Annotated in this window: 11 protein-coding genes, 1 tRNA gene and 1 pseudogene; 6 read left to right on the forward strand and 7 right to left on the reverse strand. The window is 63.8% G+C overall.

Annotated elements, in window-relative coordinates; genetic code table 11:
* Window positions 1-8: 8 nt before the first annotated feature.
* Window positions 9-2,990, reverse strand: a complete 2,982-nt coding sequence (locus IB227_RS14945; protein WP_192288061.1) for an AAA family ATPase — start codon at window positions 2,988-2,990, stop codon at window positions 9-11.
* A gap of 166 nt (window positions 2,991-3,156) precedes the next feature.
* Window positions 3,157-3,345: pseudogene (locus tag IB227_RS14950) on the reverse strand (IS5/IS1182 family transposase); the annotation flags it as partial.
* 370 nt (window positions 3,346-3,715) lie between these two features.
* Between IB227_RS14950 and IB227_RS14955 the strand changes: the two are divergent.
* Window positions 3,716-3,973, forward strand: coding sequence for an AlpA family phage regulatory protein (locus IB227_RS14955; RefSeq protein ID WP_192288202.1), 258 nt, complete (start codon window positions 3,716-3,718; stop codon window positions 3,971-3,973).
* A gap of 16 nt (window positions 3,974-3,989) precedes the next feature.
* Here the strand turns inward: IB227_RS14955 and IB227_RS14960 are convergent, their stop codons facing one another.
* The 3 genes from IB227_RS14960 to IB227_RS14970 form a co-directional block, all read right to left on the reverse strand.
* Window positions 3,990-5,126, reverse strand: coding sequence for a tyrosine-type recombinase/integrase (locus IB227_RS14960; RefSeq protein ID WP_192288062.1), 1,137 nt, complete (start codon window positions 5,124-5,126; stop codon window positions 3,990-3,992).
* A gap of 279 nt (window positions 5,127-5,405) precedes the next feature.
* A complete protein-coding gene (locus IB227_RS14965) occupies window positions 5,406-6,464 on the reverse strand; it encodes a 4Fe-4S dicluster domain-containing protein (RefSeq protein ID WP_192288063.1) in 1,059 nt (352 codons plus the stop codon).
* Complete coding sequence (locus IB227_RS14970) at window positions 6,461-6,751, reverse strand: hypothetical protein (protein ID WP_192288064.1); 291 nt, start codon at window positions 6,749-6,751, stop codon at window positions 6,461-6,463. The genes IB227_RS14965 and IB227_RS14970 overlap by 4 nt, the downstream gene beginning before the upstream one ends.
* Before the next feature lie 196 nt (window positions 6,752-6,947).
* Between IB227_RS14970 and hemN the strand changes: the two genes are divergently transcribed.
* The 4 genes from hemN (at window position 6,948) to IB227_RS14990 (ending at window position 11,476) form a co-directional block, all read left to right on the forward strand.
* Entirely contained in the window at window positions 6,948-8,357 is a 1,410-nt protein-coding gene (gene hemN, locus IB227_RS14975) for an oxygen-independent coproporphyrinogen III oxidase (protein ID WP_192288065.1), read from the forward strand.
* A gap of 67 nt (window positions 8,358-8,424) precedes the next feature.
* Window positions 8,425-8,511 (forward strand) — tRNA-Leu (locus IB227_RS14980).
* Window positions 8,512-8,533: 22 nt separating this feature from the next.
* Window positions 8,534-9,823: a nucleotide sugar dehydrogenase gene (locus tag IB227_RS14985; RefSeq protein WP_192288066.1), complete on the forward strand. Its 1,290-nt coding sequence runs from the start codon at window positions 8,534-8,536 to the stop codon at window positions 9,821-9,823.
* 30 nt (window positions 9,824-9,853) lie between these two features.
* A complete protein-coding gene (locus tag IB227_RS14990; protein ID WP_192288067.1) occupies window positions 9,854-11,476 on the forward strand; it encodes an FMN-binding glutamate synthase family protein in 1,623 nt (540 codons plus the stop codon).
* 121 nt (window positions 11,477-11,597) lie between these two features.
* Here IB227_RS14990 and IB227_RS14995 read toward each other — a convergent pair whose 3' ends face one another.
* Window positions 11,598-12,836, reverse strand: coding sequence for a TIGR03862 family flavoprotein (locus IB227_RS14995; RefSeq protein WP_192288068.1), 1,239 nt, complete (start codon window positions 12,834-12,836; stop codon window positions 11,598-11,600).
* Complete coding sequence (locus IB227_RS15000; RefSeq protein ID WP_192288069.1) at window positions 12,820-13,251, reverse strand: FKBP-type peptidyl-prolyl cis-trans isomerase; 432 nt, start codon at window positions 13,249-13,251, stop codon at window positions 12,820-12,822. The genes IB227_RS14995 and IB227_RS15000 overlap by 17 nt, the downstream gene beginning before the upstream one ends.
* Window positions 13,252-13,312: 61 nt before the next feature.
* Here IB227_RS15000 and IB227_RS15005 point away from each other — a divergent pair, with 61 nt between their 5' ends.
* Complete coding sequence (locus tag IB227_RS15005; RefSeq protein WP_192288070.1) at window positions 13,313-13,678, forward strand: DUF6164 family protein; 366 nt, start codon at window positions 13,313-13,315, stop codon at window positions 13,676-13,678.
* Window positions 13,679-13,693 lie beyond the last annotated feature (15 nt).

Here is a 13,693-nt window from a genome sequence, read left to right on the forward strand (position 1 = left end):
TTAGTGGGTCAGAGGTTGGCCATGGTTGCGTCCAGTACCTGATGCAGGGACGGATCCTGTGGCGGACGACCGATCCAAGCGTGCTTGTTGATGCGCCCTTTGCCATCGCAGTAGATCGCGAGTTCACCTCTTGTGGTGCCGCTGGCCAGCACGAGGCGCAGGTTCCAAGCCTCCTCGGTGACCCCGATTATCTGGAGGCCGTTCGAGACGGCTGCCTTGGAGAACACTGGGAAGAACTCATTGAAGACATCGCGCGTGAACCGCGATTCCTGGGCATTGGGTGGCTTTGGATGGTGGAACTGGCGGCCTTTGATCCCTGAAAGTCGATCGGCGATCTCGAGGCCGAACTCGTCCCTTGGGACAGGCATGATGCTGCCGGCGATGCCCTTGCCGTTGTACGCGATGTTGATTCTGGTAAAGCGCGTTCCGTCGGAGATGTAGTAGGCCTCCTGCCAGGCATGGTGATCGATCCTTTCGATTCTTACCCCCGCCATGTCTGCAAGTCTGTTGGACACTGCGTGGTAGATGCCATCCAGGATGAGATCGCCAGTACGTGGGGCGGGAGTGCTTTCGCCAGCTATATCTGAACGAGCGAGATCAGGCTCGGATGGCGGCACGGGAGGAGGAACGGAGTCCTCAGTAGCCGGTGCGTCAGGGTCCGGATTCGAGAGCGGCGTTGCAGGTCGCGGCTGGCCAGGTTTGCCAGCGCCGCCAAAGTCATGCCAAGGGCGGAAGTGAGGCGGGTTGAGGAGGTGGACTCGCTTGCTTGCGCGGGTAATGGCCGTGTACAGCCAGCGGAAGTATTCCTCGGTGCGGGGATTCGCGTGGTGGGTCTTGCACTGGACGAATACGTCCGCCCACTCGCTTCCCTGAGACTTGTGGCAAGTCAGCGCATAGCCGAACTTCACACGCAAGGCGTTGAAGTATGGATCATCTCGAAGCGCATCACGCAGTTCCTTCCCTCCCTTGGGCAGGTGAGGATTGCGACGCCTAAAGTCGATGTACAGTGCTTTCGACTCGTCGGAGTTAAGGTTGGGATGACCGCTGTACAGCAGGCTCTCGACGATCTTGACGTTCGCACGCACCACCTCGCCGCTGGGAAGTCGGAAACCGATCTGCACGTCCCTGAACCGGAGGGTCACCTCCGTCTCTTCCACTTTTCCTGTTGACTTGTTCTTGTTTCGGAGCGTGACCGACCTGGAGTCCGGCACGTCTCCAACGCGCGTAACGTAAACGAGATCGCCGTTGTTGAGAGTGTTTCCGTCCACGACGCAGTTCATTACCACAACAAGCTTGTCGCCTTGGGTGACATACTTGTTATCAGGGAAAAGCCGGCGGCGTACCTGTTCATTGAACGACGCCACGTCGGCATTCGAACTGGCAATGATCATGGCCACGTCAGAGACTTTGTTGCCGCTCGCTGTCAGATAGCCAGTAACAATGTCGTCGGCCTCGGGGCATGTCTGCACGTCCGGAGCGTCTGTAGCTAGAGCGAGCTTGTTGAAGATCTTCTTCGAGAGCGAGTCCCGCAGCGTGTTGGCGGACGAAAGTATGCCGCTGTCAGCGTCTTGGCGAACGACTTCTGACAGCTCAAATCTGCGGATAGTGGTCACGCCGAATGTCTTGGCAAGATACCGTTGATCAAGTGCCGGAGAGGAATTCATTCCCACCGGCGGAAGCTGGGCGGCGTCCCCAATGAAGATGACCTTCTTGGCGTGGTCATTGTGATCGAGATTCACATACTTTATTAGGTCACTTAGTAGCTTTCCCGAGCCGAAGCGGAAGAATTCTCCTTCCGAGTACACATCGGAAACCATTGATGATTCATCAACGACATACACGGTATTGTCGGCGTCATTGTTGACCTCAAGCTCTGCATACAGCTTGTATGTCTCGGAACCGTCCAGATCGTCGACCTTGTACTCCCGGATGTCATCCATGGAGTAGATCTTCTTGTGGATCGTGGTCGCGGTTCGCCCCGACTTCTGCGTGATGACACGGGCAGCCTTCCCGGTCGGGGCAGTCAGGACGCACTGTCTACCTGCAGCGGCGAGAAATTCGGAAAGCCCTTTGGTGATGAAGGTCTTGCCAGTGCCGGCATGGCCGGACAGGATGAAGACGTGCTCGTTCTTGGCGACCAGGAACGCCTCAAGGTCAAGAACGAGGCTCTCCTGATTGGCGGTTAGGTGGTGTCTATCGAACGCATCTCGCAGCCGGATCTCCGGTGCCCACTCTGCCTGGACGTGCTTGCCCGCCTGCCTGGATCGCTCCGAAATGGTTGTCGCAGCATCGTCGTCCCATTGCATCCGGTGCGCGATCTCAGCCAGACGTTCTTCGTACTCGGCCGCGAGTGATTGCAGTTTCTTCTCCTGCTCCTCAGCCAAGGCGAGCGAGGCTTCGGCGTCAAATGTGCGCTCGTTGACGATGGCGTGCAGGCGATCCTCCTGTTCCTTGAGACTTCGGACGAGTTCTCTGCTCTTCTCGGAGTCATTTCGCCGTTCCTCGAGCTCGACCTTGAGGCGAGCGATTTCCGCTCGCAGATCCCCCTCCTCCTGCTTCCAGTCGCGTGGTTTGATGAACAGACCGGGCTTGAAGGTTGGATGAGGACTGCAGAACGTGCGGTAGTACCAGATGCAAGCCTCGCGCGCGGAGCGCAATGCTCTTTCAGCTTCGACCTGGTCGTGCCGGTACTCATGCACCGCTTCGTTTCCGCTCTTGCGGAGGTGGTGCAGAAGTCGTGTGACCTTCTCGTCAACGTCGATTCGTGACTTGAGGGAGGCGATTAGGCTGAAGAAGCTTTCATCTGTGCCCGAGGCTATACCAAGCCTGGCAGCAGCGTTCCGTGTCAGGTGCTCTGCCAGCTGGCGTAGCTTGACCAGCGTAACGTTTGAGTCTGAGTAGAAAGAGGCTTCCGCTGCCGTCGCAATCTGATGCAGGAGCGGCTCTTGGTTGGAAAGGAAAGCGAAATTGCTCGACACAATCGCTGACATACCTTCTAGTTCCCCCTGAGCACTACAGACTGAGCCTTGATTCTAACGAATGATCAGTTGCTGATGTCTACTCGCAGATCTACCTGTCGCCTCCCCGTAAACTTGATCCAGTCATTTTTAGAGGTCTCCGGGCAAACTAGCCCCAAGGAGACCACTGCTGCAGCTAGTGGATACGCAGCATGGTTTCGAGCCGATACGGTTGCCGGCCTGGGCCGCCTGTCTTCGGGTAGTGCGGCTCGATCAGCGCCAACAGCGCCTTCCACGGCACAACCTGCTCCATCTCCGACAGGAAGATATCTCGTCGAGTGCGCTTGCTTCGGCCTTGTTGTTCAGCGTCGCCAAAGGTCAGTTGCATGGGCGAATCAGGCTCTCAAATCGTGGAGCGCAGTCTGACATCTTCAGGGGAATTGTTCAGACCTTCCCTAGTAACTGACTCCAGCTTACGAGTGAAGTCGTCGGGCATGGCCATGTACTTCACCTGGCAGGCGCTGACCAGAGCATCGCCGAGGTAGTCCTTTCTCCAGCCCTCGTTGGGGCAAGTTAGAGCCGGGGTGATGGTCAGATGCTATTGAATGACATTGAAATTCGGGGTTCTTTCGCGGGCTTGGCTACAGACTGAACTGGTTAAATTAAATCCTAAGCATGTACCCATGTGTTCGTTAAATAAGAAGATGGAAAAGCAAACAGAAAATACTTCCCCGAATGGCCCTGACGTTGATGCGGGCATGGAGGATCGCTTGATTCGGCGTTGCGAAGTTCTGAGAAGGACGGGGCTCAGTGCTACTGCGCTTGATCGGCTTGAGCGATCAGGGAGGTTCCCGATAAAGGTAACGATTGGCCCTAGGGCAGTAGCCTGGGCTGGGTCAGAAGTTAACGCATGGATTGATGCGCGAAAAGCAGAAAGAAAATTACATGATCCCCATTTGCATCAAGTGAATGGAGGCTTCTACAGCGTTATCCGCCCGCGGATGTGTCAGTCATGAGGAGTGGCGATACTGATCAGATGGCGAGTGTTTCGAGTGCCTTGGCGGCTAGATGCTGCTGGAGGTGGCCGTAGTGCTTTTCGATCATTCGTACGGAGGTGCCCGCCAGCTGAGCGACGGTGAACAGATCTAGCCCGGAGGACACCAGATCAGTGATGACCGAGTGTCGGAGGGTATACGCGGAGGTTTCTTTCGGGAGGTTGGCCAACGCGGCTGCCTGCTTGAATGGCTTTTTCCATTTATCCTTGTTCCAGCGTGTTCCGTCGTCGCGCATGAACAGCGGGGTGTTCGGCAGCTTGTTCCGGCACAGGCTGTCCAGCATGGTTCTCATGCCCTGTGACAGAGGTAGCTTGCGGCCAGCACCTGCTTTATCGGCAGTGATGGAGAGGAAGCCAAGGTGGCTGTCGTAGTGCGACACGTCAGCATCGGCGAGCGCACCAGGGCGCACCGGGAGCAAGCAAAGGGCGCGGGCGAGGATGGCGGTGTCCCCGGTGATGGTGTCCAATAGTCGCTTTCGCTGCTCTTTGTTCAAATAGAGTTCGCGGCGCTGGTTCGCTTCGGCTGGTTCCAGCGCCTTCTTCCATGCGTTAGCTGTCAGAACGTCGCCGCTATCAAGCGCCATGTTCAAAGCGGCCCGAAAGGGCACTATGTCCCGGTTTACAGTCGCAGGGCTGCGTGGGCGGGTGACCTTTGGCCCCTTCTTGTTCTTGGAGACCTCAGCAGGGGTTGCTTCCAGCCGCTTGCGCCATGCCCGGACGTGCCGGTCGGTCAGCCTCTGCAGCTGGATGTGCGCGATGGGGTCGTTATAGACGTAACGCGGGAAGCGCTTGGCGGCGTCGGGTTTTTCTTCGGCATACCGTTCACAGGCGTCCTGGACTGTTAGGACCTCCTTGGAACCACCACGTGCCAGATGGTCGAGCCATTCGCGGGCTGCCTTGACCGCCGCGCCGTAACGCTCGTTCGGTGGCAGGTTGGCGTAGTCGCCCAGTGAGCGGGATACGTACTTGATTGCCACAGGGTCGTAGTGGCGAGCGATCCATGTGCCTGCTGGCACGCGATATCCGATGAATTGTCCGGCCCCTAACTTCTGCCAATGCGGCTCTCGATTGGCTTTCAGCTTCTCTCGGGTTTTGACAAGGGACAGGTCTGGCACGTGGTCTATCGAATGCGGCGAGGGCGGCGCAGTCTACCCGCATTTCAGCTGGTACGGAAAATGTACGGAAAAGATAGTGGTGAGCATGGTTGTTCATGGTTATATGAATCAATGGCATAGGGTGTCATGGTGGCTCCTGGATCCCCATTTCCCTACCTTGACATGGTAGGGGTCACAGGTTCGAGCCCTGTACCGCCCACCACTCCCCGCAGCGGGGGTGGAAACAGAAAAGCCGGCCCAGGGCCGGCTTTTTCGTGTCTGCCCTCCAGGAGGGGGGGCTCAGTACGGCGCCCCCGCGGTAACGATGGTCAGTACCAGCGCCACCAGCATGGCGGCCGTGAACAGCAGGGGTTTGACGCGCAGCGCGGGCGGGGGCTGCCCGCCGTCCGGCTCCGGCGCCATGCGTCGGATCAGGCCTTCGGGGAAATGCCGGAGCACCATCGCCTCGTCGCAGGCGTCTTCGCAGGCGCCGCATTCGATGCAATGGCTGGAATGGCCATTGCGGATATCCAGCCGGATCGGGCACGCCTGCAGGCAGGCCCCGCAATCGGTGCAGTCGCCCAGGTGCTCGGGGTTGAATTTGGGCAAGGCGCCGGCAATGGTCGGATGGGCGGCACGAAACACGTAGTCGTTGGCGGTCACCGGGTCGAGCAGCCCGCGCGAGCGATGCAGCACGCTCGGGCCGCCGTGTGGGCGTGGGCCGCGCGGCTCGCCGCGCGCGGCGATGTAGCGGACGGTGGGCGTGCGTGCATCGGTGATCAGGTGCTGCACGCGGCTGTAAGGGCACAGGTGGCTGCAGACCTGTTCATGCAGGTAGACCACGTTGGCCCAGGTGGCCAATGCGTAGAAGACGATCCAGAAGCCTTCCCACATGCCCAGCGAAAAATGCGTCAGGTCATGGATCAGGCCGCCGATGGGGCTGAAGTAGCCGACGAAGCTGATGCCGGTCCACAGCGCGATGGCGGCCCATAGCACGTGCCGCAGCGCCGGCCCGAAGCGGGCGGCCGGGCCATCGAAGGCGGTGAGCTGGTCGAGCTTGCGGAATACCCGGGTCAGCACGGTCTGCGGACAGACATGGCTGCACCACAGCCGGCCGCACATCACCGTGACCAGGCACAGCAATGCGGCGGCCGCGGTGACCAGCCAGAACAGGGGCAGGGCGTTCTCCGGCTGCAGGCTGTACCCGAACAGATGGAACCGCCGCGCCGACAGGTCCAGCAGCAGGATCGGCTGGCCATCCAGCCGCAGCCACGGCAGCAGGTAGAACGCGGCCAGCAGCGCCAGCGCGACGGCCGTGCGCAGCGCGGTGCGGGCGCGCTTGCCTTGCGACAGGCTCATTCGAAGGCGCTTCCGTCGTCGGCATCCCTGCGCGGGCGCAGCAACAACGCGGTGACGGCGCTGGCCGAGGCGGTGGCCAGCCACAGCAGCAGGAAGCCGATGGTGTAGCCCAGTTCGCGGCTGATGCCGTGCTGCGGCAGGCTGGTGGCGGCCAGTTTCAGGGGGTCGACCACCGAGAAGAACAGCGCAGCGGCGACCACGGCGGCGAAGAAGCTGGGCCAGAGCACCGCGCCAAGTTGCTGTGCGGCGGGGCGTAATGAAGACGGCGCAGGGTCGATGTCGTTCATGGGTTCCGGAGGGAGGAGCGGGGCCGGTGCCGCGCGCCCGTGGGGGAGGCGGGTACGCGATGGATGGGCGCAATGACGAGGACCGCAGCCTAGAAGGCGATCGCGCCGAAGGCCTTGATCTGGATCAAGCCATGGGCCGCGGCCGGATTGATCTGGCTCAAGGCGCGGCCAGCCCGGCTGGCAGATCCTTGGCGCCATGGACACGAATCCCGTACTGCTGAACCCGCTGGGCTGGACCTTCGACCCGGAGCTGCTGCGCCGGCATGATCGCCCCGGGCCGCGCTACACCTCCTATCCCACGGCGCCGCACTTTCATGACGGCTACGGCCAATCGCAGCTGCAGGCCGCCATCGCGCGCAGCAATACCTCGGCGCGGCCGCTCTCGCTCTACGTGCATGTCCCGTACTGCACCAGCCCCTGCTTCTACTGCGGCTGCAACCGGGTGATCAGCCGTGACCGCAGCAAGGGCGAGCACTACGTGGACCAGGTGCTGCGCGAGGCGGACCGCGCCGCGCCGTTGTTCGACCCGGCCCGCGAAGTCATCCAGCTGCACCTCGGCGGCGGAACGCCCAACTTCCTGGAGCCGGCGCAGCTGCGGCGGCTGCTGGAAGGGCTGGGAAGGCGCTTTCGTTTCAGCCCGCGCGCCGAGCGTGATTTCTCCATCGAACTGGACCCCCGTTCGGTCAGCGTGGCCGATATCGCCGGACTGGCGGCGCTGGGCTTCAACCGCGCCAGCCTTGGCGTGCAGGACTTCGATCCGGACGTGCAGCACGCCATCAACCGCGTGCAGGGCGTCGATGACACGATGGCCATCCTCCAGGCCTGCCGCGACAGCGGCATGCGCTCGGTCAACGTGGACCTGATCTACGGCCTGCCGAAGCAGACGCTGGCCGGCTTCGGGCGCACGCTCGACACCGTGATGGCCGTGCGTCCGGATCGCCTGGCGATCTATGGCTACGCGCACCTGCCGCACATGTTCAAGGCGCAGCGCCAGATCCTCGATGCCGACCTCCCCGATCCGGACCAGAAGCTGGCCCTGCTGGGGCTGGCGGTGGAACGGCTGTCGGCGGCCGGTTACCAGTACATCGGCATGGATCATTTCGCCCTGCCGGAAGAGGATCTCGCGCGCGCCCAGCGGGCGGGCAGCCTGCATCGCAATTTCATGGGCTACACCACGCACGCCGACACTGACCTGCTGGGGCTCGGGGTGAGCGCCATCAGCCGCATCGACAACAGCTACAGCCAGAACCCGCGTGATCTCAAGGACTGGGAGGCGCGCCTGGAAGCGGGTGGCTTGCCGGTCTGGCGTGGCCTGGAACTGGATGCCGATGACGTGCTGCGCGCGGCACTGATCCAGGAGCTGATGTGCCATGGCCGGGTGGACGGACGTGCATTGGGCCGTCGCCATGGCGTGGACTTCGACCGCTACTTCGCCGACGAGCTGCAGGCGCTGCGCCGCCTGGAGCAGGACGGGCTGGCCAGCTGCCGGGATGGCGTGGTGGCCGCCACGCGCCAGGGGCGCCCCCTGCTGCGCCTGATCGCGATGTGCTTTGACCGTTACCTGAAGGCGCCCCGGCAACCGGCCCGCTATTCACGCGCGATCTGATGCCGGCGCCGCCCGCCACGCCGGCCGCAATTCACAATTGCGGCCGGATCAGGCACGCTATCGCGATGCCCGGGTGGCGAAACTGGTAGACGCAAGGGACTTAAAATCCCTCAGCTGAAAGGCTATGCGGGTTCGATCCCCGCCCCGGGCACCACCTTCGTATTGTCAGGAGCGGCATGAGCGCCCGGATTACTGCTGCGGCCGAGCCGCGGATCGCCATCATCGGCCTGGGGTACGTCGGCCTGCCGCTGGCGGTGGAGTTCGGCAAGACGCTGGACGTGCTGGGGTACGACATCGATGCCGCACGCGTGGCCGAGCTGCAGGCCGGGCACGATCACACGCTGGAACTGGAAGACGATGAACTGGCCGCAGGCGTGCATGCCCGCTACACGGCCGACGCCGCCGCGCTGGCACCACGCAACGTCTACATCGTCACCGTGCCCACGCCCATCGACGCCTACGAGCAGCCGGACCTGGAGCCGATGCGGCGCGCCAGCGCGTTGATCGCCGGCGTGCTCAAGCGCGGTGACCTGGTGATCTACGAGTCCACCGTGTACCCGGGGACCACCGAGGAAGTCTGCGTGCCACTGCTGGAGCAGGGTTCGGGGCTGCGTTTCAACGAGGACTTCTACTGCGGCTACAGTCCCGAGCGGATCAACCCGGGCGACCGCCAGCGGCGCCTGCCGGACATCCGCAAGATCACCGCCGGTTCCACCCCTGAAGCGGCCGATGTGGTCGATGCGCTGTACGGGCGCATCATCACCGCCGGTACCTGGCCGGCGCCGTCGATCCGCGTGGCCGAGGCGGCCAAGGTGGTGGAGAACATCCAGCGTGACGTGAACATCGCGCTGGTCAACGAACTGGCGCTGATCTTCGACAAGCTGGAGATCGACACCCTCGATGTCCTCGAGGCGGCGGGCACCAAGTGGAACTTCCTGCCGTTCCGCCCGGGCATGGTCGGCGGACATTGCATCGGCGTGGACCCGTACTACCTGCTGCACAAGTCCGAGAGCGTGGGTTATCACCCGGACTTGATCCATACCGCGCGCCAGGTCAACAACCGCGTGGTGGCGCACGTGGTCACGCGGGTGCGGTTGCTGCTCGAAGGCAAGGGCAAGGCCTTGTCCGGTGCGCGCGTGCTGGTGCTTGGCGTCACCTTCAAGGAGGACTGTCCGGACCTGCGCAACAGTCGCGCACTGGACCTGGTGCAGATGCTGTCCGCGGCGGGTGCTTCGGTCGATGCCTTCGACCCATGGGCGGATCCGCGCGGCGCGCACGACATGGGCGGGGTGACGCTGGCCGATGAACCCGCGGCCGGCGCATACGACGCGGTGGTGCTGGCGGTGGCGCACCGGCAGTTCCGTGAACTGGATGTCGACGCCATCCGTGCCTTGGGTGTGCCGGACGTGGTGGTCTACGACGTGAAATCGGCCTGGCCCCGGCAGGCAGTGGACGACCGGTTGTAGAATCCGCCATCCCCGACCGCGAGGACGGTAATGCATCGTTATCTGGTTTATGTGCTGGCACTGATCCTGTTGCCGGTATCGCTGGCCCTGGCAAGCCAATGGCCTGCCTGGTACTGGGGCGTGGCCCTGTTTGGCCTGATGTCGGTGCTCGGCACCTGGGATGTGCTGCAGCGCCGCAGTGTCCTGCGGCGCAACTATCCGGTGCTGGCGCATTTTCGCTATGGCTTCGAGTCGATCGGGCCGGAGATCCGCCAGTATTTCGTGCAGAGCGACCTGGAGGACGTGCCGTTCTCGCGCCAGCAGCGCCAGTTGATCTACCAGCGTTCACGCAACGAGATGGACGTGGTGCCGTTCGGCACGCTGCGCAGTGCCTATGCGGTGGATTACGAATGGATCAACCATTCACTGTCGCCGACCAGCATCCCGCATCATGATTTCCGCGTGGTCATCGGTGCCGATTGCGCCAAGCCGTATTCGGCGAGCGTGTTTAACATCTCGGCGATGAGTTTCGGCTCGCTGTCGGCCAATGCGATCCGCGCACTCAACAAGGGCGCGCAGCTGGGCAACTTCTACCACGACACCGGCGAAGGCTCGATCTCGCCCTACCACCGCGAACAGGGCGGCGACCTGGTATGGGAGCTGGGCTCGGGGTACTTCGGCTGCCGTGACGAGAATGGCCGCTTCAGCGAGGAGCGCTTCGTCGAGAACGCCCGGCTTGAGCAGGTCAAGATGATCGAGATCAAGCTCTCGCAGGGCGCCAAGCCGGGCCATGGTGGCGTGCTGCCGGCGGCCAAGGTCAGTGCCGAGATCTCGCAGACGCGTGGCGTGCCGATGGGCGTGGACTGCGTGTCGCCATCCAAGCATTCGGCGTTCTCCACGCCGGTCGAGCTGCTGCAGTTCGTGGCGCGGCTGCGTGAGCTGTCCGGCGGCAAGCCGGTGGGCTTCAAGCTGGCCATCGGCCATCCGTGGGAATGGTTCGGCATCGCCAAGGCCATGCAGGAAACCGGGTTGCTGCCGGACTACATCGTCGTCGACGGCGCCGAAGGTGGTACCGGTGCGGCCCCGGCCGAGTTCATCGACCACGTCGGCGTGCCGATGAACGAAGCCCTGATCCTGGTGCACAACACGCTGGTGGGCCTGAACCTGCGCGACCGCGTGCGCCTGGGCGCTGCCGGCAAGGTGACCAGCGCGTTCGAGATCGCGCGCACCATCGCGCTGGGCGCGGACTGGTGCAATGCCGGGCGTGGCTTCATGTTCGCGTTGGGCTGCATCCAGTCGCTGAGTTGCCACAACGACAAGTGCCCGACCGGCATCGCCACCCAGGATCCCAGCCGTTGGCGGCACCTGGAGCCGGTGGACAAGGCGCAACGCGTGTTCCGTTACCACGAGAACACCCTGCGCGCGCTGCGCGACCTGCTGGGCGCGGCCGGATTGAACGATCCGTCCGAGCTGGGCCCGGAGCACATCCTGCGCCGCGTTTCGCCGGTGGAGATCCGTTCGCTTTCCAGCCTGTACCGCTATCTGGCCCCGGGTGAACTGCTGAACAAGGTGCCGGAGCACGTCGTGTTCCGCGACTACTGGGCCGATGCACGCAGCGATTCGTTCAATCCGCCCTCGCGCATCGCCGCGCTGCGCGCAAGCAAGGAACGCTGACCCCGGCAGCGCGGAGCCATGCTCCGCTGCGGTACTACCGGGAGAGCATCGTCGCGCATGGCTCGGCGCGCTCGCGACGATGTGCTCCCGGCAGGCCGGGATGGCGTCCGCGTATTGCGCCTTACCGCTGCGCCAACCAGGTGATCGCGCCTTCGGCAGCGCGCAGCCCGCTCGCGTAGCAGGCGGTGAGCAGGTAGCCGCCGGTCGGGGCTTCCCAGTCCAGCATCTCGCCGGCGCAGAACACGCCGGGCAGGGCGGTCAGCATCAGCCCGTCGTCCATGGCTTCCAGGCGTACACCGCCTGCCGTGCTGATGGTCTCTGCCATCGGGCGCGGGCGCAGCAGACGCAGCGGCAGGCGCTTGAGCGTACGCGCCACCGCGTGCAGGTCATTGCCGGCGTCCTTGCCCAGCACTTCGAACAGCAGCCCCGCCTTGACCGCATCCAGCCCCGCCGCACGGCGCAGGTGCTCGCCGAAGCTGCGGCCCTTGCGCGGCCGGCCGAGGTCGGCGAGCAGGCGTGCTTCCTCGCGGCCCGGGACCAGGTCCAGTTCCAGCTGCGCCCGGCCCTGCCGGTTGAGCGTCTCGCGCAGGTCGGCTGCCAGCGCATAGATCAGGCTGCCTTCAATGCCGTACTCGCTGATCACGCACTCGCCCTGGAGCTGCTGCGGTTGGCCCTGCAGGTCCGACCAATGCGCGATCACCGGCTTGAGCGGTGCACCGGCATGGCGCTGCTGGAAATGCGTGCTCCAGTCGATGTCGAAACCGCAATTGGCCGATTGCAGCGGTGCCACGGCCACGCCGTGCTGCTGCAGCACCGTCGTCCAACCGCCGTCGGAGCCGAGCTGCGGCCAGCTGCCGCCGCCCAGCGCCAGAACGGTGGCATCGGCGTGCACGCCGATCTCGCCGTCCTCATTGCGCAGACGCAGGCTGCCGTCGCCATTCCAGCCCAGCCAGTGGTGCTGGACATGGAAGCGCACCCCCTGTTCCTTCAGGCGACGCACCCAGCCCCGCAGCAATGGCGCGGCCTTGCGGTCCACCGGGAACACACGCCCGGAACTGCCTACATAGGTATCCACGCCGAACCCCTGCGCCCAACGGCGCAGTGCCTCGGCATCGAAGCCGTCCAGCCAGCGGCCGACCTGCGCCTGCCGTTCGCGGTAGCGGGTGTCGAACAGCGGGCGCGGGTCGGAATGGGTGAGGTTGAGCCCCCCCTTGCCGGCGATCAGGAACTTGCGTCCCGGCGAACCCTTGGTCTCGTACAGGTCCACCTGCAGGCCGGCGGCGCGCAGCCGCTCGGCGGCGAACAGCCCGGCCGGGCCACCGCCGATCACCACGGCGTGTTTTTCAGCGGGGCTGGACATCAAGCAGTTCAACGTCAAAGACCAGCGAGGAGCCGGCCGGGATCGGCCCGGTGCGGCGGTTGCCGTAGCCATACTCGGCCGGGATCATCAGCGTGCGCTTGCCGCCGACCTTCATGCCGGCAACGCCTTCATCCCAGCCGCGGATGACCTGCTTCTCGCCCAGGTTGAAGGCGAACGGTTCGCCGCGGTCGAGCGAGCTGTCGAACTTCTCGCCATGCTTGTCGGCGGTGCGTTCGTCGTACAGCCACCCGGTGTAATGCACGGTGACCTTGGTGCCGGGCACCGCTTCGGCACCGGTACCCGGCTGGGTGTCGATGCGCTCGAACGTGGCGATGCTGCCCCCCGGTGGCGGCCCCGGAGGCGTACAGCCAGCGGCGAGCAGGGACAGCAGAAGCGGGATGAACAGACGGCGCATGACGGGCTCCGGCGGAAAGGGCGTGCAAGGGTAGCGCATCACTGCCGGGTATCATGGCGCGATGGCCAAACTGCTACTCAATCTGCGCAATGTCGGTCAGGACGAACGCCAGGAAGTCGGCGAGCTGCTCGACCGCAACGGCATCGCCTGGTACCGCACCGAACCCAGCCCGTGGGGGATCTCGCATGGCGGCATCTGGCTGCGCGAGAACGACGACCATCCGCGTGCCAAGGCGTTGATGGCCGACTACCAGGCCGAGCGCTCGCGACGGGTGCGCGGCGAGCGTGAGGCAGCGCGGCGCGATGGCACCGCTGAAACCTTTGGCTCCCTGTTCAGGCAGCGCCCGCTGTACGTGATCCTGGTGCTGCTGGGCATGCTGGCGGCCGCTGCGCTGGTGCTGCTGCCATTCATGCTGCTGCGCGGCTGAACCCGGCCGGCCGGT

Source organism: Stenotrophomonas sp. STM01, assembly GCF_014852135.1.
Taxonomy (GTDB): domain Bacteria; phylum Pseudomonadota; class Gammaproteobacteria; order Xanthomonadales; family Xanthomonadaceae; genus Stenotrophomonas; species Stenotrophomonas capsici.